This is a genomic window from Paenibacillus artemisiicola, from assembly GCF_017652985.1.
GTDB lineage: Bacteria > Bacillota > Bacilli > Paenibacillales > Paenibacillaceae > Paenibacillus_Z > Paenibacillus_Z artemisiicola.
In genome coordinates this window covers 116,439-138,586 of record NZ_JAGGDJ010000012.1, presented here as the reverse complement: position 1 = coordinate 138,586, position 22,148 = coordinate 116,439, and the positions used below count along the sequence as shown (strand labels likewise).

Genomic DNA, 22,148 nt, shown 5'->3' with positions numbered 1-22,148 from the left:
ACCTTGGACGTGTTGGATACAATAGGGGAACCTTGCAGCGCGAATCACCCCAAAAACCCATATGGTATCGATCTTCGGGGCAAGCGCTTAGTTGAGAAAGGCAGCCATACTTTTGGCTGCCATTGAACTATCGTGCCCGTTAGTTTAATAACGGTTCCATAATTTCCGTAATTTGCTTAATAACCAAAGGTACGTCTTCTTCATTACGGTTTACGATAAAGAAGTGGTCAGCTTCCCCTATTTCCGGAGCCGATGAATCGCTCTCTTGTTGTCGAGCTAGTACCTCTTCGAAAGTTGACGCACTCCGAAAAATATCTTTACTTCGCTGGCTTTCTGTTATCCGTTCTTTAATTACGACTTCCGGAATATCGAAATAGACAAGAATGCTGACAATTCCATTCCTACGAAAATAGTCCAATAAATTCATACGACCGTTTCGGGCAAGGTTAGAATTGCAAAGTACGAGATTACAATTGGTCTGTTTTACAGCGTAATCGACTATCGTTTGGGTAACTGCATATTTCAGCGTATTTGGTCCTTCTTTCGGACGTAACGACTTGTAGTGAGCATTAATGAAAGATGCGTGATTATCTTGGTCAATAGTAATTGTGTTTTTCAACTGCGATTCCAATTGTTTAGCAAATGTCGTCTTACCACTGTGTGTCTTTCCTACCGTCATGACTACAATTCGATTCATCAAAAGCCCCCCTCACAAGTTAAAAGATTCATTCCACACATTATTATTGCAATCCTGCCCGTTAGTGTAATCATGTGATCCACTAAGTACCCTTCTTTTTGAAGTATGCTGACATAGCCTCCACATAGAAAGGGTGTCCAGCCCCAGGAATGGGGTGTACACGAAAAAGAGCGCCATATGGCGCCCGGGATCAATCATTCTTTTTGTTTCTCCAGATGTAATCATTCAATTTTCTTTCCACTTCTTCTTTACAGTCAAAACAGACAGCGACAGGATATATTTGTTCTCCCCTGTATTTATATTGCCCAGAGAAAGCAGTAATCCACCTTATCTGCTGGCACATAGGGCAGTAAACTTGTACAGATATCTTATCCATAATCCCCCCCTCTTGCCCTCATAGAAGAATATTATGCAAATGCTCTCTTTAAGTTTACTTTTTTTGGCAAGGATTAGGTGGTTCAGTACAAGCAAACTTTACAATCTTTCATAAGATAAAGCATGTCTCTTTATAAGGGGGAATTGACGTGTCTGTTGCTTTTTCGACTGGAGTTGTTACAAATACTAGAGCAAAAGGGACCGCGGCATCAACCATCGTCCTAAATATAAACAATATAACTTCCGCCGGTTTGACGGTAATTGTAAAAATCTTTGCTTCCGTCGATTCAAACATATTCTATTTGGCGACAACGTCAGTATTATTTATACCCATTGGTGCCTATGAAGTTAGAACATTTAATATTGCAGGAAATGTAGCTTATGAGTTTCAAGTTTCGGTGCGACACACAAGTCCTGTGGGACCAGAAGCTCTAGTCTCGGTGTATGGCATCGACGAATTCGGAAAATTGGTCAATAATCAAGGTTTTGCTCCTGAGGAGTTAAGTGTGATTCCGGTTTTTGATGTATGACAGCAAAGAAGACTGCTGAACTCAGCAGTCTTCTTTATGTTTATAAAATAAAATCTTCGAACACTGGCGACCGCAGCATGCCATTCCGCGTCCAGTTGCGAGTCTTCACGCGCGCCCGGATCAGCGGTTTGAAGTGTGCCGCAAATCGATCTTCCTTGTATACGATTTGGCTTTGCACGCTTCGGAGCGCTCGCTTGTGCTCCTCGTTGATACCGAACTCAATGATGCCCGCCGGTCGCAGCCGGCCTTCGCCTTCTTGAATCGATGTAAGCCAGCCGAGCTGACCGCGGCGTACGCCAGTGATGAACACTTCGGCGTGAGTCCAGTTGATGACCTTCTGCCATGCCCACGATCGGGTGCCGACTGCGTAACGCGAACGTAGGTCCTTAATCACTACACCTTCGAGACCAACCGTGCTGACAGCTCCGAAGTACTGAACCGCGCTGCCGTTAGCCGGCATCACCTTCGTGTATCGCTCCGTCTCCGTGAACGCCTCAGCGAGCAGCTCCTTGCGTCTGGATAGTGGCAGGCCGGTCACGTCGATGCCTTTGTGCCTGATGATGTCAAAAGCGCAAAACGTCGCTTGCTCGCGATTGCTTCGCGACTGGAAGCGGCTCATCATCGCCTCGAAGTCTGGTTTGCCGGCTGAATCTGTGACAATGAGCTCGCCATCTAATATTGTGCCTGACGGTACCGGAGAATTATGCAACTCCGGAAATTTATTAGTGACGTCGTTCTCGTGCCGTGTGTAAAGCCGTAACCCGTCCATTGTGGAAACAATCAGCCGAATGCCATCGAGCTTCAGCTCCGCGACGTGATGCTCTTTATCGAACGGCTTGTTCTCAGCCGCGTACTGCAACAGCATTGGAGAAACAAACATATCCATCACCCAATGCCATTATAAACCCTCGCGGCAGCCGTGACCGGCGGTAAATAATACAAGCCGGTTGTCCTCACCGGTCGTTCGCCCCTTTCTGACAACAGCCCATGCACCATACCCTTATGAACATATACTGCGGTGTACCTCAATTAAAGGAGTTGACCTCAATGTATGGTGTTGGTGGAGTAGGCGGAGTAGGTTGTGGACCTGTCGGTGGTTTCGGCGGCGGCAACGTGCTCGGCATTATTCTTGTACTGTTCATTCTGTTAGTAATCATCTTGCGGGGAGTACTTTGTTAGGTAATTGACTCCATTTGAAACCCCAGCTACGCCAACCTCCTGATGGTTCAATAGCATCACATACCGATAAGGTCTGCTATCCCACAGTTGGCCTCTCCTGAGAGAAGGCAAAAGCCCCAGCGAGCATTGGTCAAGACCCCATTTAGTGGACAATTAGAAAAAGCCTTACTTAATAAGCTGTCTCCGGTATTGTGCCGGAGACAGCTTATTTAATTTTCTCTGCGGACGATGGTTGTTGTAAAAATAGATATATTCTTCGATTCTGCTTTGTGCATCCTCAATGGATCGGATATCATAAGGGTAGAGTGCTTCCGTCTTCAAATGAGAGAAGAAGCTCTCCATTGAGGCATTGTCGTAACAATTGCCTCGGCTAGACATGCTGATTTGGGCGCCAACCTTGGGCAGCATGTCATGGTAATCGTAGGACGTGTACTGGGATCCCTGATCGCTGTGAACGATCAGTCCAGTCACGTCTTTTTCCTTGTCAAAAGCCTTCGAGAACGTCTGAAGGACGAGCTCGTTGTCATTGCGTAAGCTCATGTTATAAGCTACCACACTCTTCTGGCACAAATCCTTAATGGCAGAGAGGTACAACCACGTATCACCGACTCGAAATTGGGTGACATCGGTGACCCATTTCTGGTTAGGCGCATCCGCTTCAAACTGTCGCTCCAGCAAATTTTTAACGACTCGGTCACCTACATGCCATTTACGGATATGACGGTATTTTCGGCGTATCTTAGCTTGCAGCCCCATCTCTTGCATGAGACGAAGTACCTTCTTATGGTTCATCCATACTCCGTCATCTTGTAGCATGAACAGCTGAATCTGGCGGTAACCGTAGATGCCTTTGTAGCGCTCAAACGTGCTTCGTACTCGTTCTTGGCATGCTGATCCTTATCTATTTCCTTACGTTTTAAAAAGGCGTAGAATCCGCTTCTGGATAGTCCGACTTCTTTACAAAGTTCTGTAACGGTGAAATGCTCTCGGAGCTCTTCGACGAGCCGACACTTTTCTGGTACACCTCCGCCTTCGTAATGGCCAACCACTTTTTTAGAACGGCGTTCTCCATCTCTAATCGTCTGACATAACTGTTTTCATTCGCATAATCCTTCCTCTTCCCGCGAGTATCCGTCAGCCCGAAATCACCCATTTGAATGTATCGTCGCATCCAAACCTTCAATCGTCCCACATCAGCAATCCCTAATACTTCCGCCACTTTCTGCTTCGTCATTCCTTGAAGCCGCAGCTCGATAGCTTTCTTCTTCGTCTCAAAGCTATACGTTTGGTATTGTCGCTCCTTTTTTGCCATAACGAAAAGCACCTCCTATAGGTTTTCATCGGTTTAAACACCAGGGTGTTTTTCCAATGTCCACTATAAGGGGTGCAGTTCACATTCGCTGGGGCTTTTCTTTATTATTGTTCGTATCTTTAAAGGTAATTAGCTACGTTCCGGTTCATGATTACGACTACGGCCTCTCAAGCCTATCAGACAAAGCGATCCCAACCAGCCCAACCAGTCCCAGTCCATACCACTGTCATCATTCGTAGCAATGGCTCGATAGTTGCCACCAGCAGTCGGTGTGCCATTGTAGCTGTTTGTATTCATTCCTTGGCCATCACACGACTGGTTATTCATACCATTGGTACTTTGGTTAGTGACTGTTCCTTGAGCGCTAAGTATTCCAGCGCTTAACATTAAGGTCATACAGTCAACCAAAAGAAATTTAAAGAGATATTGCTTTTTAATCGTAATTCAACTTCTTAACAGGTCGTTTGATTTCTTAGTTGTTTTTCCTGTAGTGGAGTTTTTTATTCTGCAGCTGTTATCATCCAACGTCTCAGCAAGCTTCTTCAGTTCCTTTAAATCCAAGGGCACACCGCCTCCACCCACCGGATAGGCGTAACGAAGAAAGGAAGGGGTATCGACCCATCGAGAAAGTGGGAGTTAAAGCCAAGGAGGTATGTGGAGCAGCATGCGACAAAGGATAGTAAAAGGGCCGAAAACTCGCCCCTTCTGTTCCCGCATACTCTTCGGTTACCAAGTTTGCCGGTACATCCCCCATCTTCTATTCGGAAACGGTTTATCTATTGAGATATCCTGCGAATAAGCGAAAAAACTACACCGTACCCAGGGAGTTCAATCAATAAAATAAAAGCCTGTACCTGACATTTCGTCAAGTCCAGGCTTGATTTATGTATTACAGTTTTACAACATTCTCAGCTTGCGGTCCTCGTTGGCCCTTAACAACATTGAATTCAACACGTTGCCCTTCGTCCAAAGATTTGTATCCTTCGCCTTGAATGGCAGAAAAATGAACGAATACATCATCGCCAGTTTCCCTTTGAATGAAGCCAAAACCTTTTTCCGCATTAAACCATTTGACAGTACCTGTTTCCATTAATTTAAAACCTCCACAGTTTAAACATTTTGCCCACAAAGCGGACTATTCATAAGTATATCCCATAAAAAAAGAAATTTGTCTAAAAAATTATTTAACATGACCTGACCTGCTGATCATTTCTAAACGTAAGACGACTTTCTACCCAATAAAGGTTGAAAGTCGTCTGTTGTTCAATCGCTTTTTCAAAACTGATATTTCATAAGTTCTTTAGTCCATGTATCGCAATAGAGGCTGTTTTTATACAGTATACTTGCCGCCTCGCAGCGTCCAGGCGAGCGTCATTTGGGCGAGGCCCTGCCCACGCACAGCTGCCATTTCCTTATAAGCCGATATAGATATAAGACCCGCGCAATGGGTGAAACCGCATCGACGGTAAGCATGTAGAGATGCGCCGGCTGTTCCTGGAACCGCCGGTCGGGAAGCTGCAGTTTAATCTGGTTCTTCGCCTGCCAGCCTGCGGCGAAATCGCCTCCTCTCGCCTGCTCATAATTCGCGGCATAAGTGCCCATGCTAATGGCAATCATTGTCTGGAGGCAGGTGAGCTTTCGTGTTCCGTATCAGAAGAAGTAATCATTCGTCCCTGTCGGCGCATCCTGCGGTCGAGTTGGATAACGGAGATTTGAAACGGAAGATGGAACAGTTGAAGCAGCATTTCTCCGACACCGAAGATTTGCGCTTTCAGCAACTCATCGTTCACGGCCAATCTTGTGCATTGTCGTATCTTCAACCGCTGATCAAGCCCGAAATCATCCAATCGACAATAATGGAGCGGCTGCAAGATTCGGGCGCCGATGGTATCGAACAGCTTCGCGTTTCTTTCGATGCGCGGATGTCGACGGATCTGCATCGTATCGGCGCCTGTCTGCTTGAAGGGTTCTGCGTGCTGGTCATGGAGAACGAATCCGCGGCCCTTATGCTGCCGGCGGCGCAATCCCATAACCGGACGATCGAGGAGCCCAAAGGCGAGCAAATCATTAAAGGGTCGCATGTCGGCTTCGTCGAAAGCCTGGAAACGAATATAAGCCTCCTGCGCAATCGGATGAAGAGCCATCGCCTGAAAGTGAACTACTTGACCATCGGAAGTGTGACGAATACGCGCGTCGCCATGATCTATATGGATCGCATAGCCGATTCCAATGTGACGGCTGAATGCGTGAAAAGGCTGCACGCGATTGATTTGGATTACTTGTATTCGGCCGGCAACGTCGACGAGATGCTGGAAGAACATCCATTCTCGCCGTTTCCGCAAACGCTGCAGACGGAGAGGCCGGACCGGGCGGTTTCCTACCTCATGGAAGGCAAAATCGCGATTCTTGTGGACGGCGATCCTAGCGTACTGATTCTGCCGATCACCTTTCTTTCCTTTTACCAATCGCCCGACGACTACAACAGCCGCTGGATAATCGGTTCATTCTATCGATTAATCCGGATGACCAGCTTTATTCTGGCGATCTGCTTGCCGGCAATTTACATTGCGATCGTATCCTTCCATTCTGAAGTGCTGCCGATCGGCATTCTGTATTCCGTGAAAGTGTCGCTGACTTATGTGCCGTTGCCGCCGATATTGGAGGCCTTCATGATGCAGATCATACTGGAGTTGTTGAAGGAAGCCGCGATTCGGCTGCCGGGGCCGATCGCGCAGACGATCGGAATCGTAGGCGGTCTCGTCATCGGCACAGCCGTGGTGGAAGCCCAACTGGTATCCCATACAATGATCGTCGTCATCGGGTTGACGGCGATCGCATCGTTCGTGGCGCCGATTAACGAGTTTGGCACCAGTCTACGGATACTCGGGTTTCCAATGATGGTCGCTGCTTCGATGTTCGGATTTTTCGGCATTTCGATTATGTTGATGCTGATTTTTATTCACCTGTGCAAAATCGAAACGATGGGGATTCCATATTTCGCGCCGTTCGGACCGTATCACGGCAAACAGTGTTGGAGAGACGTCTTTCTTAGATTGCCGTTATGGGCGGTCAATAAAGGCGCGCAAAGCGGAGAGGCAGGTCCGATGAAGCGGATTGCGTTCGGGAGGTGGAAGCGTTCGTGAAGCAGTCGATCACCAAAGCCCAACTGTTCTTCCTGATTATCAAGACGCAAATCGGAATCGGCTTACTGTCCTTGCCGTCGGAAATGCAGCATATTACGAAGGGCGATTCCTGGATATCCGTTATCGTCGCAGGACTCGTAATCCAACTCGTGCTTGTCGTATACGGGAAGCTGCTGGTCAAGTTTCCGAATGAAACTTTAAGCGATATTACGATACGGATTCTAGGCCGGTATCCTGGGAAGGCGGTCAACTGCGTCTATTATGTGTTCTTTGTCCTGATTGCGGCTTACGCGACAATGCTCTACGTACGGCTCATCAAAAGCTGGATGCTCACCTTGACTCCTCCATGGATTCTATTCCTGTTGATTATCGGTACAAGCTTGTATTTGGCGCTTGATAACTTGCGCGTCATCGCGAGGTTCTTCGTCCTCACTTCGCTCTTGTTCATCGTCTTAATTCTGATCAGCTTGTTGAACTTTTCGAATGAAGTGCATCTATCCTACATCATGCCCGTGGGGCAAGCCAGCGTGTTGACTATCTTCAAGGGAAGCGAGCGAACGTTCTTCGCCATGCTAGGCTTCGAAATCACGCTTTATTTCTTCTCGCAGGTTGATGGCGGCCGGAAAGGCATATTTGGCGTCATATCGCTGGCAAACGGTTTCGTTACTTTGTTTTACGCGTATTTTGTCTTCATCTGCTTGATTGGTTTCAGCCCGAAGGTGCTGGAGCAGGTGAATGAACCGGTCCTGTTCCTCCTGAAAGGGTTGACGTATCAATTATTCGATCGCTTGGACCTGATCTTCTTGACCATTTGGATCATTCCGATGACGGCGACAATCGTTTCATATCTCTGCTTGGCCGGGAAGAGCCTTACTGCCAAACAGAGCTCATACCGAAAGCTGGTCTGGTTCAGCGCAGGGAGCGTCTTCGCCATCGGATGGTATTTGTCGACATTGGAAAGCACGGAGCTGGTCGGCAAATGGTTCGAATACGGCTATCTGATTATGATTGCGGCGGTGCCTGCACTGCTGTGGTTCGGATCCTTGCTTATCAAAGACGGCCGGGGGGCGGAAGCGACTTGAAACGTAGAACAATCAATGCGACATGGGGGCTGTTATGCCTCATAACGTTGACAGGCTGTTGGGACAGCCAATATTTGACCCACAAAAAAATCGTCAACGGCATCAGCTTGGATGCTGCAAACGGCAACCGTCTCCTGGGGGCGGTGAGGGCCGTTACATTAGAGAGTAAGGGAGGCGGACAATTCGACGTCAAGGACGAAATCGTGCATGCGGTCGGGGATTCGACGAATGAGGTCGGAATGAAGATCGACAATATGCTGCCGGGCACGCTTGAAGCGAGCAAGGTCCATGTGATTATTATTGGGGAAGAGCTTGCGAGGAAAGGCATGCTACCTGCATTGGAAAGCTTCTACCGCAATCCGAAAGGGTATTTGAAATCGAACGTGCTGATAGGCAGAGGCAAAGGGTTCGATATTCTTGCGTTCAAGAAAATCGAAAATAATCCCATCGCGTTCGGCATTAAGCAAATCTTCGAAGGATCTGTTAGCAAGACAATTGTGCCAGAGCAGACGCTCTATTCGCTATGGAATGAGATGACCGATCCGGGTCAGGATACCGTAATGCCGATGATTCGCAAAATGAACGACAAAGCGGTGATTGTGGATGGCGTCGGATTGATGAGCGGCGGACATTATTCCGGCGTGTCGTTGCCAGAAGAAGAAAGCACCTTACTTCTGCTCCTTATGGGTAAACTGGGCAAATTCGCCGCGATGGAAACCGATAGCGATGCAAATGTGGTTTCCTTTCGAGTGGTTAAAATAAAGCGATCCATGGACCTGTCTGTCGATGACCGCACGTCCAAGATCGAATGCGCCATCAACCTTGATCTATACGGGTTTATTGCAAGCGACCCGAACAGCTTGAGCGAGGCGGTCGATCGCGAACGGATTAAGAATAAAATCGCCGCTTCGCTAAACAAGCAAGCAGTTGCGGTCGTTAGCAAGCTGCTTCAAGCAAATTGTGATGCGCTGGGGGTCGGCAGAAAGCTAAGCGTTAGTCGGCCTGGGCTGTGGAAGAAGATCGATTGGCAGAACGGGTATAAGGATGTCGCGCTTAAGCCGAACGTTCGAATCCATCTAACCGGCACGGGAATCATCTCGTAAGTCGAACCGCCCAAGGGCGGTTAATTTTTTACCGTCGCATGCGTGAAACCTTGCTGTACGGTAAAAACACCATAACGAATAGACCCAGCGAACATCTGAATTGTTTTTACAACAACCATCGTCCGCAGAGAAAATTAAATAAGCTGCCTCCGGCACAATACCGGAAACAGCTAATTGGGTAGGGCTTTTTCTAACTGTCCACTAAATGGGGTCTTGACCACATCCGCCGGGGCTTTTCTTTTTGTTCAAATGATTGGCAAGAACTTTATTTCATGAAACAACAAACTGCGATCACAAAATTGTTTCTGTCATCCGATATGCACTTTGTTTAATTTTTGCAAAGGCCTCATTACGTTTAACGCTTGTTTCCACGAGATCCGTTGTTGCCACGGGAACCATTGTTCCCACGGGAACTGTCGTTGCTACGGGATCCGTTGTTGCCACGGGATCCGTTGTTGCCACGGGATCCGTCGTTGCCACGGGATCCGTTGTTGCCACGGGAACCGTTGTTGCCACGGGATCCGTCGTTGCCACGGGATCCGTTGTTGCCACGGGAACCGTTGTTGCCACGGGATCCGTTGTTGCCACGGGATCCGTCGTTGCCACGGGATCCGTCGTTGCCACGGGATCCGTTGTTGCCACGGGAACCGTCGTTGCCACGGGACCTGTCATTGCCACGGGACCTGTCGTTGCCACGGGACTTGTCGTTGCCAGGGGAACCGTCGTTACCACGAGACCCATTATTACCACGAGACCCATTGTTACCTTGTGACCCTTGTTCTGGCAATAAAACCAACTCCTTTATCATCAGATCATTATATGTTATGTAGCGAATCTATTAAATGATTAGGTGTATGCTCATTAACTAGAATATAGGGCAAAAACGTCATCAAATGTCATAGGGTTTTGAAGATCCTGCAGCGAAGAGAATTACACCAAGTTCGAACGTGATAATTTAACTTTGCATTTCTCCGAGAACCGCGTATAAAACCACTTGGGGTTTCAGGTTGCAGTACCGTTAATCATCGCGGGCGTGGCCGCGTAGACAATCGCGCGATGCAGCCTGTGCAGGTTGCGGATCCGAAGCTTAACGGTGTCGCCGGTGCCAATATGCCGTTTGCGATCATTTCTCAACCTATTTAGTGGTGCTAGTGAGGGTGATGTAATTTAATACCGAATAAAAACAAGCACTTCAAATGATGCCTGTTCCAGGCAATCATTGAAGTGCTTCTCCGTTCTAGTTATTCGGTTATTCTTAGGATACTAGTAAAGAATGACCATAGCAAGCAGTGCAACGGAGATCATTACACCCTCGCCCTGCCCTTAAATAACAACAGGACGGTAGCTTTTTCAGTTCAAAAATTTTTATTACAGCAAGGCCAAATAACGTTTCCTTTCGAACTTGGTGCAATTTATACTGCATCACATTGGGCGGTAGTCAGACTGTGTTCGAAGCAACGCTTTCTACATCCACGATGGAGCGGGCCTTAAATGGCTCCGATACCAGAGCGAAATACTCCCCAAACTTAATCGAGAGCTGCGTCTTTGCAACGTCCCTGGTCATCCCAAAGGTATCCTCGAACCCCCGGCAAACGATGTGATAGTTAAGAATCAAATCCTTTTGTTCGGCTTCCCACCATTTGATATTTGCCTTCCGCAGTTGCATACGAATATTTTTCAGATCGGCAAGTATTAAATCAATCAAACGATCAGCTGCTTTGAGGAATATCGGGCGTAAAAGATTCGTCGAATTTTCAATCTGATTGCGGTTAAGATCAATCATCTCGAGCATTTTGAGCAATATGATGTTGTCTCTGACGAGACCGCGCTCTTCAGTCGTAATCATTTTTGCGAATTTATCCTGCATAGCGATGCACCAATTCAAACGCCAGTATATTTTCAATTGCGAATACGCGTGGTCCTTTTGATGTTAAGCAATACGCCCGGATCTGACCGTCAGCCAGCGATTTTACTTCAATATTTCGCTGTGTAATTTGACCGCGCCGATCAACGTAGACAATCTGTAATGTATGTCCTATATATTTTTCGAGTTTCAACGCAATCCCCTCCGGTACGAACGTATGATCTTATTATAACCAGAACATACGTTTGTCATGCAAGAGGTATTTTTATGCAATAGGTCTGACCTGAGACCTTCCGTACCGTTGGTTCCCACAGGGTTTATAGTATTCCTCTACTTTGTCCTTGCAAACGGTTTTTAAAAAAACCGAAACAACCGGCGAGTATTTCATCAAGGTATATAACAGTCCAAACTGGGGAAATTATTTTCAATCCCAAAAATAGGAGGTCAACAAAATGGCAAGAAACAATTTAGTTGTACCGCAAGCTTCGCATGCTCTAGACCAACTGAAATTTGAAGTTGCTCAAGAACTGGGTATTCAGCTTTCACCTGACGGCTATAACGGCAACCTAACTACTTATAATGCCGGAAAGATCGGTGGATCCATAACCCGCAGATTGGTCCAAATCGCCGAACAGAGTCTTGGCGGAGCAAATAACTTTCGTTAGTATTTTTCAAACCGCTAACAGGGCGGCCTCGAATTGAGGCAGCCCTCTTTTATGCATCGGTCAGCATTGATTTGCCTGGTGATAGGCTGAGCTGTATCGCTCAAAAAGTTGCCGGAAAATGTAGTAAGGATCCTGCATTTGTTAAGATCAATTCGATGGATCAAATTTGAGTATACAAATTTTGTTTTTAATGTATGATAAAAGATGTCACGATTCACTTTGCGATATGTCCTACATATCGCCTTTTTTATTTTATCGACCAATCTTATGTCTGGTAATGACAAACTAACTTACAATGGCCTGGCTTTTAGATTTTGTATCGTTTCGCTGCTCATTAATCTCGAACACCTCTTAGAATCTATGGGATAAGAATTAGCCTTAGAGAAGAGTGACCTACGATTACTTTCTTAGAGGACAATAAAAGAATATAATAGTATATAATAGTAAACCAAAGAATATCGAGGAATAAACATTCAAGGAAGTGGTCGAATGGTGATTATCAAAGTCAAAGAAGTGCCACAAGCTAAGGTTCATTCAATGGAACGTGTACGTAGGGCTTGGCGTATCTAATTGGTTTGTCTAATTCCTTGTGGGCTTATAGCCCGACGGTAGAAGAAAGACTATATGACTCGAACAGGCAAAAACAACTGGACATTTAGTCCGCGCTTAAAATGCATTCATAATTGAGAATCAATCACCCTGCTACTGGTGAAAGGAAACCTCATCAAAAGTGGCGAGTAGTGTCAACAGGAGGCGATCTACATGTTCAGCGTAGGCCAAGAGCTCTACCTTGAGACCGATCTTAAACGCGCCAAGCTTGCGCAGCTACCGGTCATGGTAAAGTACGATGACGGCGAGATAGCTGACTACGGCGGCCCTATTCAGGAGCTCAATAAAGATGCCGTCAAAATCAACGGCATGTACTATACAAAAGCCACCTGCCGGTTCTACGTCCGGTAAGCGGCTTTGATTAACTTTCTCCAGTAAAATAAATTAATGATGCGCTGCTCCCCATACATTCTGAATTATTACCAGTCATGTCAAATTTCCATCACATATCCTCCATTTTCTCGAAAAAAATACACCGAAAAATAAGCAGGGTCTGCTCTGCTTGTTTTTCAATGCTTCCGAAATGTCTTTGCCTATTGGCTATTTGGATACCTTCATGATCTTGCAGAAGCTTCAAGCGAGTTGTATTGGTAAACATCATAACTCTTTTCACATATGGTTGATTTTCAATTATAGTTTTATTTGATCCATACATCCTCCTTATTGAAAAGGTAATAATTCCATTGCGTTTGTGATTGGCATCCCGAAACTACATAAGGAACTTGATGTTGGAGATTTTTTACCTTACCTCCTCTTCAAGGATGCTGAGGAGCCCCTAGAATGAATCACCTCTTTATTTCCTTACCTGCGGCAGCTGCATTTGGTTTTTGGATTGGAGGCTATATTAATCACATATCAGTTCGATTTGCAGAAAAGCCGAGCTCTCCTCCTCCCTATTCATTGATGATCCGATTCATGTTAGCCGTTTGCCTTTGCTTATGTGTTTGTTCGATTCATAGCTTTGCTGAGTGGTTTATCGCCATTCCCTTTGCTATTGTCTTAGTCGGAATCTGCTTCATTGATTTATTTCACAAAGTCATACCTGACATAGTGACGCTACCTGGGATTCTAGTCGCTATGATACTTCGACTATGCATACACCCGCTTCCTTTATTAAACTATGTCTTGGCAGCCCTCGTTGGAGCGGGAGTCTTTTATCTGATAGCCCTTTTCATCCAGTTGACTTCGAAAAGAGATTCGATTGGCGGCGGTGATATTAAGATGCTGGCTATGACCGGTATCGTGCTCGGACTAAAGTTAAGCATCCTCTCTGTGTTACTTTTCAGTTTTGCAGGGTTTATTGCCGGCTTGTTTCTTCTGGTGACGAAAAAACACAGCCAAGAATTTGTTGTTCCGTTCGGTCCTTTCATTGCTGTCGCATCACTCGTTAGTTATTTATGGGGATCCTCATTTCTTAATTGGAGCGTACACTCGATGCTATAGAAGTTACATCACACGGGCAGCCAGTCAGGATGATCGGCTACCTTTTTAACTAAAAGCAGCATTGAAGTTTACCATCATCCCACTGCCATGGCTTAATGACAACAAACAGCCCAGAGGATAAATTCATATCCCCTGGGCTGTTTTCTAATGCAAGCGGTGTGTTGCAGTCTCGTCCCAAATGCTGTCCTTAATGGTAATCGTCATATTGCTTGTTTTCTTCACGCCATTTGAATAGGTCACAACAAAGGAAAAAACATAGGGACCGTCCGTAAGTTCATCAAAGTTACTCTGCCACATGCTTCCGCTCCAGGAAATCTGCTGCGCATTGTCCGCTGCAAGATTGACCTCTACCCCATTCATGGACACCTCAACGCCAGTCGCTTTAGTCGCGGTTCCGGTATCCGTTGTTTGAGCTGTAAGAATAAATTTCTCCCCCGCCCAAAAAACGCTGTACCCACGCGGGCTATCTTGTGTACCGGATTTATCCATATTAAATGCAATCCTGCGTTCATCCCATTGAGGCGTATGGTTCACTTGTCCCTGAATGGACAGCGGCAACACCTGAATAGTTTTCGTCACGATAACGGGCGGTGCTTTCCCATCAGTTACCGTAAGTTTCACTGTGTAGGCTCCGACCTTCGGCCCCACAAGCGTTGGCCCGGTTATCGCGTACGGACTATCTAATGTATAAGGGTACGTTGTTTTTGGGCCATCCGGATCCGTAACTTCGTATTGAGCACTAAGGGTATCCTTATCCGGATCGTCAATTGCCTGCGAGATCTTAACCGTGTCGCCTTCATAGACCGGCTTCGGTGACCAATTGAAGCTGGCAGTAGGCAGTCGGTTCGTCTCAATCAAAAAGTAGTGCGGATCGCTGTAATCACTCCAGTCGTATCCATCGAAAACACGGACAATGACGTACATGTTTACGTGCTCTGGAAGATCGGCACCAGGAACCCAATCATTCGCATGCGATGTCTTAACGCCGGAATCATATTGCAACACGCCACCATACTTATAGATTTTAACTTGGAATTGAGACTGAGCGTCGGTGTCTGGATCCCAATAGTTCCATTGAAAATCCGGTCTAAGCACGGTTAACTTTGTCGGGTTAGCCTGATCGACACTTTCTGGCACGGTGATTGCTGCCCCTGGTTTCTGGTTCACGATATTCACCTGCAGACTAAATTCCGCCGATGCACCATCGGAGTCTGTCACTACCTGACGGACCTTGAAGCTCCCCATGCTGCTAAAGCTCTTCGTCCAAGTTGTTCGGGAATCGTTTGCGAATGTCTCTGCTCCGCCAGTCGTTGCATTTGAAAGATAGTATTCATGCGGCACCTTCGTACGGTCGCCGTCTTCAGCATCATAAGCCGTAGAATCGAAAGTTATGGGCACGCCGCGGAACGTATTGATGTGATCGGACGTAAAGCCCGGAACCGGCGGCGCGTTCGGCGGCGCCAAGTCTGTCACCGGCAACAGGACGACGTACCAATCCGACCAGGCGCCATACTCGTCAGCGACCGCCATGCCGACCTCGTACGTGCCGCGCTCCTGCGGCGCGGTTAGCTTCGCTTCTTTATACACGCCGCTTGGTGAGACGTAATAAAACCGTTTCTTCAAAATCCCTTTGGTCGCCTTGTAATCGATTCCGGTATCCTCGGTCGAATAGTCTGTGCTGCTGAAATACCTGTCCGGATCGTAGCTGTAATCGGTCCACAGTACTTTGTGCTGTGCGTCGCTGTCCAGCGTGAACTTGGCGATCGGCCGGCGGTGCACCGTGATTTTGTTGGTGAATTCGTTCGATGCTTTCCGGTAGTCGGCGAACGTGTCATTCGGCGAGAGGTAGTCCGGATTCGGATCGTCTTTTGCCTTTAGAGTGACGAGGTAATCCCCGACCTTATCGAATGTGAGCTGTGCATTATGGAACGTCTTACCGTTCAGTGCCGAGACGCCCTGGTTGTGAATGAAACGTACGGTATGCTTCACGGACCAATCGTATACACCGCCAGCCGGTGGGTCGTTCTCCGGATCACTAAATACGATGTTGTTGTACTGAATTTCCGCTTTTGCCGATCCTTCGTCCCAAATCGCATACTGATCGGACCAAACGTCATTCTGCACGAGCGGCTTATACGCAAGCCCGCTGAACGTGACGAACGACTTGTTCGAGAAATAACCGAAACGACCTACGGTATACGTTTCGTCATCCGTTTCAAACAGGGGCGTGTTGTCGAGAAACACGACAAAATGACTGCCGTTCATTTGCAGTTTCACCGCGTACGTCTTCTGACTGAGCAGCGGATATGCTTGCGATTTAAGTACGGTTCGCGTGCCGCCGACGTACTTCACCAGCTCAATCTTGTTCCCATCCGTCTCGAGCGCATAGCCATTCTGCCGATCCTTCATGCGAAAGGAGAATCCGATCCACTCGTTATCGTAATCCACGTCATCAATTTTGAAGTAGAATTTCACTTCATCATCGGAAAGCGAGAATGGCGAGTAAAACTGACCACTCGTGAATGGCTTAAAGAGGAGTGGATTCGTTGTCGGCTGACCGACCGAAACGGTCATGCGCAGCGTATTCGAATACGTCCCCTGATCGGAGCTTGACGACTGATTGGCTTGGGATAGTGTGACGTACACGCCGTCCATGTAATAGGCACCGTAGATTGGCTGTGTCGAGTAATTACAGCCAGTGGACACCGTACCAGTTTCCTTCCCTGAAGCATCGTACACGGTATTTTTACCATAGATCGAATACATGGTAGACATGCCTTCACAGGTGACGCCTTCTCCCAAACTGGTGCTGTATCCGTCCGCAGTTTGACTAAGCCGACTCTTCTGCTTCAGATTTCCCGCAAAGTCTGTCGAGAACTGCGTGTACGGCCCAAAATCGCTTCCGCCATAGTGGTACATCGTCATGTCGTCGCCAGTTAACGAATCTGCTTTACGTTTGATCGCACCGGAAGAGCTGCTGAGGACGAAAACGCGTTCGTATAACATGGGGAGGACATCACCGGGCCTTGTATGATCGTAATAAACCTTTGCATACAGTTCATTCTTCACTGGATTAAAGAAGAAACCGCCTCGCGTCTCCGGGTAGGAATACGCGGTGAGGAACGAGTTTGCTGGCGTCACGCCGATGCTTTGACCGTTAACCGCTGGGTCGTTCCGAATAGAATCACCAATGTATTGCCGCCAAGCGAGCGAGTAATCCGAGTTATATTTCGCAACATTCAGATCATAGTAGCCAGCGTTGTAGGCCAAATTGGCATACGTCTCTAGTCGGTAGATGTTACCGGCAGCGTCGGTCATGCTCGCTACGGCGATATAAGTAGGCATGTCCATTGTCTTGATTGCCGGATTAATCGGCGCTGGTTTCGTCCAAGACGGCAGCTCAACCATGGACATGTCCCGGTTTAATTTGAAGTGATTTTCACCTTCATTGGCTGTCCCGGTACAGAGAATGACACTGCTACCTTGTACACCACAAAAATCCATGCCGCTGAAGGCCGTTTTATTATAATAATATTGGTCGAGCGTTGTATTAATGAAGGTGCTGGACAGCTCCTTCCCCGTTCGGACATCAAACACACCAATGTCCGAAATTGAATCCTTTCCGAATTCCCAATTCCGTTTAATGTACAAATACTGATCGGCTAGTTCATATTGCGGTGCATCCTTCATATAGATGTTGACGTTTTTCTTCAATGTGCCATCAAACAATACATCTACGGTTCGGCTGCCGCCTAGGCTTGAATTGGTCAGCACATAAGCGTTTGGATCACCGTTCGTGTACGCTTGAGAGACTGATCCCCAATCACCGAACACATCTTTTATCGGCGATAGCTTATGCGGATCAAGTGCGAAAAACTCATCGTCATAATAGTAGGTCCATGACCCGTTATTGGAGTTATAGTTGCTTGTTGTATAGTGATAATCATAGATCAACAGCTTTTTAGTAGACCGGATCTTAGGCGGATTATAATACCAAGTCAGAAGTCCGTCGCCCTTTTTATTTAAGAGATTGGTGACGAGGGTGGACTGCAGTGTGGATCTCCAAGGGTTTAGCTCGTTTGAGCCAAATCCGTTGTTCGTTAACGGATAAGCCTGATAGGAAGAGAGCGTTCGGCTGAACCGGGTCATCGAATATTGATACGCTTCATCCGTTTGTTGGCCGAAGTTCCGTCCTTCCCCGCTGATCATATTCCCTGTCGTTGTCCGCCACAAGTTGTTGGTGTTGTAAACCAAATTATTGGTACCCGGCACATAAACCGGCCATTTTACCATCTCTTCCGGTTGAATGCTTGTATACGGATCAAGGTTTGGATTCGGATTGTTCCCTTCCATCTCAAAGGAGACTTCCGGTGCATTATTCACAACATCGAGCGTCAGCGTTGTAGGTGGATCAGAATCCGTATTATCCCACTGTCCGTACTCCTCCGTTACCTTCAAGTAGAACAGGTACTTGCCGACCTTCGACGGAGTAAACTGAAGCTTAACAAGCGTGCCGTTTGCCGTCTGCCATGTATCATCCCCAAAGCCGTTGTTGTTCGCGTCATATTTGTACTTGTATTCTGCTTTCACAATCGCATCAGCATCCGGACTCATCGATTTATTCAACAAGTCCAATTCCGTGCCACGGACCGATAACGGCGGAACGACGAGTTTGGCGACCGGCGGGAGATCCGGCTTCACGATGATCGTACATGTCGCCGGCGTCAGCGATTTCAAGCCATTCTCATCGTAGACAGATAACGAGACCTGTACGGTCGTATCCGTCGTGCCCGGATTTGGATAGCTGGTCTGCTTGTTCGTCCATTCATCGCGGCTGTGGTCGATCTTTAAATACGTAATTGGACTGTAACTGCGATTGCTGTTAATTGCACCATCAGGAATCGGATGGTTCGCGATGACGGTTGGAGGGCAGTCGATGACGGGAACCGGATTTTTTGGGACGACTTCAATATATGTACAAGCATCTGCGGTCGCGCCCCACTCGTCGCGCATCTGCGCGCACACGTATTGGTACCCTAACGTGTCCATCTTTACGTTATGCTGCCCGTCAACATATTCAATGCTCTTGGATGGAATCGATTGGACAAAGGGCGAACCGGCCGCGAAATCGAATCCCATAAAGTAAATCGAATCTCCGTCCGGATCGTTCGGCGTCGGTACGGTCGGATCGTTGATAAAAATCAAATTGAGCGTCGTTCCCTCCACCACTTGATGCAACGGTTTCGTAGGTTGGCCGGGATCGACGAAGCCGATCTCAAATGTTGGCGGGTTATTGACGGTCGGCCCCGTCACTGTAAGTGGCTTGGGGCCGATCCAATCTGACGTGCCGCAGCTCGTCACAATCTGCATGTAGACGTTATGCACGCCGACCCCGATCACCCATGGATAATTACCAAACGTGAATGTCGAATCCGTTGTTTGGCCTGTGACCGGATCTCCAACCCACGTTCCATTTCGTTCAATCTTGAATCGGTGCGAAATGTAGGTGCAGCCCTTTAATTGAAAGTCCCTTGGATGCAGCCTAAATGAATCTTTATAGGGAATCGTGCTTGGAATGACATCGAAATCCCCGGTAAAATCAAATGGCTTTTCATAAAAGAATGAGACGTACGCTTTTGGCGTTGTTGAATTGACCGTCACCGATTGATTGGTCTTAACCGTTACCGTGTTGGAGTAGGCAACATAAGATAAGTTACTGCCCTGGACTGCGCCGTATGTACTGTCTGAGCTGTAGCCTGCGCCGAACGGTAGAGATGCGACCGGGATGGTCTGCTGCTTTGCGAGGGTATATGTACCGTTCGGTCCGATTCGGACCATATGCCGAATGTTGATTTCTCCGGCCGTTACCGTAGAATCGACATCGTAGTAATAATATAGATATACAGGATTCGGGAAAGTTGCTTTCGTATACGTTCCAAGCGTGTACTCGCCGGAATTATTAGAGCCACTTGGGATGCTGCCGGACGTGGATTTTTTGTAACCAGCATATACATAGCCAGCGCCAGCGGTTGGAGCGTCATGTGTGAATAAATAGGAGGTCCCTTCCTTCAGCACCTGTTCCCGATCGCTGAGCCCTGCGATACCGTCGAGGCTGTTATTGTTGGTGTCAAAGTGCTTTATGATCACCTTGCCATCGTTAGAAACCTTGTCATAATAGTAATTCACTTTGTACGTGTCAAAGAGACCGTCGTACACAATAGACGGTGTTCCCGATAAAAAAGAGCCTTCAGCAGGATCACTACCGTCGGTCGTCTTCTTGTATTTATTTGCGTATGTGTACCCTGCAATGACATCCGGTGTAGGAGGATACGATGAACCGGCATTCATGTCTCCAATTTTGGCTGGAGACAAGGAATCCAACGACTGTCCGTTTGTGTCCTTATGATGTACTTCATACTTGCCATTGAGTGTGAACTCGATAAGAACTGGGAAGAAGTATCGCAAGCCAACCACATTCTCGGAGCATGAGCTGCAAGTGTCCGATTCTTCAGTTCGAATGTTATATGGATTAATGGCGGATAATGTTCCTGTTAAAGAAATATTGAATGAAACAGTACTTGAATTAATTCCTGACGGTGAAGATTCAATTGGGTTGGAAGGATTGACTCCAACCCAATCCACATAATCGTTCCAGCTCTCACCGGCACGTGAGCGATTGAAAAAATCTTTTTGTCGCAAATTTGCTGGGTCAAATCTATAAACTTGAACATCCTTAACGGTTCTTTCAGGAAAGGAAAATGTATAGGGGGATGTAATGGGGACGTTAGTATCATTGGGCTTATACGTCATCCATTCACCACTAGAGTTTGACCAAATGTCGTAATATACGAATGCAACAGCATAGCGTTTGTTTGAAGGCAGAGGCTGCTGCGTTACAGGGTCAAGTTCCTTAACTGGAGTAACATTTGAATTGCCTGCAGCTGCCTTTACAGTGTCAATGTACTGAAGCCAAAAAAATAAAGACACAATTAATGAAACCAATAGAAGTATAGCGGTAGATTTATTCTTATGTCTAAACCTCAATTTACTACCTCCAAGGATTCTTGATGAGTATCGCAGTAAGTTCATTATTTTTAGTAAAATCTTCACGAATTCCGATGTATGAGATGTTCCTTATGCTTAAGCTCTCGTAGTTACTGATGTTATCGTTTACCTTGTCAGTCAAAGATACAATTGGATGGTATTTCATTCTAATTCCTGAAAGAGGAGAAGTGCGCAAGTATCTAGCTTCTGAACGTAACCGGGCGATGGAGTTATTTAAGAGAAAAAAGTATTTAAAACCGATTGAAGTATTATCCACTATAGATGTCTGAAGGTATGCATTATTATTAGTATCGAATGCCATATCGAGTCTATAGAATGTTCGCGCTCCTAAAATGAACGGGAAACTAGCCTCTGTTAGTACCGCTACTTTTGAATAAGGCATTTCCTCTATATATGCAGCGAGATATTCCTTACCTTTATAAAGTGGTAGATATGGCTTAATATTGACCGGGTTTGCAATGTCTTCAATTTTCGGGACTGATTTGTTCCCAATCCAAACGAAATGAAGAACGCTATCCCACTGAACCGAGACATTTAAGCCTTCACTCACAACACGTAAAGGAACCAATGTCCTTCCGGAAGACACACGAACCGATACGGGTAGAGAATTTGCTTTTCCATTTATCGTTGCCGAAGAAGAGCCAATCGTTAGTTCCAACTTACTGCTTCCCTTCACAATGCTGATCTTTTTGCCGGTCAGCGTCAACTTGCCCCCGAGCTTGTCGGAGACAAACCGGATTGGGACAAGAACAGTTCCATTGACGTTAACTGGTTGAACGTCCGTAGCAATTTGTCGCGCGTTATATAAAACCTTAATAGGCATATTAGTCGGCCGCATAACCGGCGTCCCTGCAGCCGCAGCAAATCCAACGTTAAAGATACTTGATGCCATCACCGTGGCAATAATCGCTCCTGTTAAGCTCTTCTTATTCATCATCGTTTCCCCCAAAAAGTTAAGTAATAAGTACTATTAATATCGGTCACCACATGAAGTTAGTAAAATGATCCAAGATGGCGAGATATTGCTGCAACTCTCCTCTCGATGATGGGCGTTCAAAAGTTAATACTTGAGTACGTATGG

The 22,148-nt window shown here is 46.8% G+C and carries 16 protein-coding genes; 7 read left to right on the top strand and 9 right to left on the bottom strand.

Annotated elements, in window-relative coordinates; translation table 11 throughout:
• Positions 1–139: 139 nt before the first annotated feature.
• Positions 140–697, bottom strand: coding sequence for an ATP-binding protein (locus I8J29_RS16625; protein WP_208848657.1), 558 nt, complete (start codon positions 695–697; stop codon positions 140–142).
• Positions 698–1,221: 524 nt separating this feature from the next.
• Between I8J29_RS16625 and I8J29_RS16620 the strand changes: the two genes are divergently transcribed.
• Positions 1,222–1,602 (top strand): hypothetical protein, encoded by a 381-nt coding sequence (locus I8J29_RS16620; protein WP_208848656.1) that lies wholly within the window; start codon positions 1,222–1,224, stop codon positions 1,600–1,602.
• A 40-nt stretch (positions 1,603–1,642) separates the two neighbouring features.
• Here the strand turns inward: I8J29_RS16620 and I8J29_RS16615 are convergent, their stop codons facing one another.
• From I8J29_RS16615 to I8J29_RS16600, 4 genes are all read right to left on the bottom strand, one after another.
• On the bottom strand, positions 1,643–2,467 hold the full coding sequence (locus I8J29_RS16615) for an ATP-dependent DNA ligase (RefSeq protein ID WP_208848655.1): 825 nt from the start codon (positions 2,465–2,467) through the stop codon (positions 1,643–1,645).
• A 479-nt stretch (positions 2,468–2,946) separates the two neighbouring features.
• Positions 2,947–3,609: an IS3 family transposase gene (locus I8J29_RS16610; RefSeq protein ID WP_338113193.1), complete on the bottom strand. Its 663-nt coding sequence runs from the start codon at positions 3,607–3,609 to the stop codon at positions 2,947–2,949.
• A gap of 88 nt (positions 3,610–3,697) precedes the next feature.
• Positions 3,698–4,093: a helix-turn-helix domain-containing protein gene (locus tag I8J29_RS33835; RefSeq protein WP_240546247.1), complete on the bottom strand. Its 396-nt coding sequence runs from the start codon at positions 4,091–4,093 to the stop codon at positions 3,698–3,700.
• An 889-nt stretch (positions 4,094–4,982) separates the two neighbouring features.
• Positions 4,983–5,183, bottom strand: coding sequence for a cold-shock protein (locus I8J29_RS16600; RefSeq protein ID WP_090637001.1), 201 nt, complete (start codon positions 5,181–5,183; stop codon positions 4,983–4,985).
• Positions 5,184–5,817: 634 nt separating this feature from the next.
• Here I8J29_RS16600 and I8J29_RS16595 point away from each other — a divergent pair.
• The 3 genes from I8J29_RS16595 to I8J29_RS16585 are packed head-to-tail and all read left to right on the top strand — an operon-like array spanning position 5,818 to position 9,421.
• Complete coding sequence (locus I8J29_RS16595) at positions 5,818–7,236, top strand: spore germination protein (protein WP_208848654.1); 1,419 nt, start codon at positions 5,818–5,820, stop codon at positions 7,234–7,236.
• Positions 7,233–8,318 carry a GerAB/ArcD/ProY family transporter gene (locus I8J29_RS16590; RefSeq protein ID WP_208848653.1) on the top strand — a complete coding sequence of 362 codons (1,086 nt, stop codon included), beginning with the start codon at positions 7,233–7,235 and terminating at the stop codon, positions 8,316–8,318. The genes I8J29_RS16595 and I8J29_RS16590 overlap by 4 nt, the downstream gene beginning before the upstream one ends.
• The gene (locus I8J29_RS16585; protein WP_208848652.1) at positions 8,315–9,421 is read left to right on the top strand and encodes a Ger(x)C family spore germination protein; all 1,107 of its coding nucleotides are present in this window, start codon (positions 8,315–8,317) and stop codon (positions 9,419–9,421) included. Before I8J29_RS16590 ends, I8J29_RS16585 begins: the two co-directional genes overlap by 4 nt.
• A 1,438-nt stretch (positions 9,422–10,859) precedes the next feature.
• On the opposite strand, the gene I8J29_RS16580 is transcribed toward I8J29_RS16585, so the two are convergent.
• Together I8J29_RS16580 and I8J29_RS16575 are read right to left on the bottom strand one after the other, a co-directional pair.
• Complete coding sequence (locus I8J29_RS16580; RefSeq protein WP_208848651.1) at positions 10,860–11,267, bottom strand: YhjD family protein; 408 nt, start codon at positions 11,265–11,267, stop codon at positions 10,860–10,862.
• A gap of 10 nt (positions 11,268–11,277) precedes the next feature.
• Entirely contained in the window at positions 11,278–11,478 is a 201-nt protein-coding gene (locus tag I8J29_RS16575; RefSeq protein ID WP_208848650.1) for a hypothetical protein, read from the bottom strand.
• Positions 11,479–11,737: 259 nt separating this feature from the next.
• Between I8J29_RS16575 and I8J29_RS16570 the strand changes: the two genes are divergently transcribed.
• From I8J29_RS16570 to I8J29_RS16560, 3 genes are all read left to right on the top strand, one after another.
• The gene (locus I8J29_RS16570) at positions 11,738–11,950 is read left to right on the top strand and encodes an alpha/beta-type small acid-soluble spore protein (RefSeq protein WP_208848649.1); all 213 of its coding nucleotides are present in this window, start codon (positions 11,738–11,740) and stop codon (positions 11,948–11,950) included.
• A 762-nt stretch (positions 11,951–12,712) separates the two neighbouring features.
• Positions 12,713–12,910 carry a hypothetical protein gene (locus I8J29_RS16565; RefSeq protein WP_090647702.1) on the top strand — a complete coding sequence of 66 codons (198 nt, stop codon included), beginning with the start codon at positions 12,713–12,715 and terminating at the stop codon, positions 12,908–12,910.
• Positions 12,911–13,339: 429 nt separating this feature from the next.
• A complete protein-coding gene (locus I8J29_RS16560; protein WP_208848648.1) occupies positions 13,340–14,002 on the top strand; it encodes a prepilin peptidase in 663 nt (220 codons plus the stop codon).
• 144 nt (positions 14,003–14,146) lie between these two features.
• On the opposite strand, the gene I8J29_RS16555 is transcribed toward I8J29_RS16560, so the two are convergent.
• Both I8J29_RS16555 and I8J29_RS16550 read right to left on the bottom strand, forming a co-directional pair.
• Positions 14,147–21,046: a hypothetical protein gene (locus I8J29_RS16555; protein ID WP_208848647.1), complete on the bottom strand. Its 6,900-nt coding sequence runs from the start codon at positions 21,044–21,046 to the stop codon at positions 14,147–14,149.
• A 4-nt stretch (positions 21,047–21,050) separates the two neighbouring features.
• Complete coding sequence (locus I8J29_RS16550; RefSeq protein WP_208848646.1) at positions 21,051–22,004, bottom strand: copper amine oxidase N-terminal domain-containing protein; 954 nt, start codon at positions 22,002–22,004, stop codon at positions 21,051–21,053.
• Between the last annotated feature and the right edge of the window lie 144 nt (positions 22,005–22,148).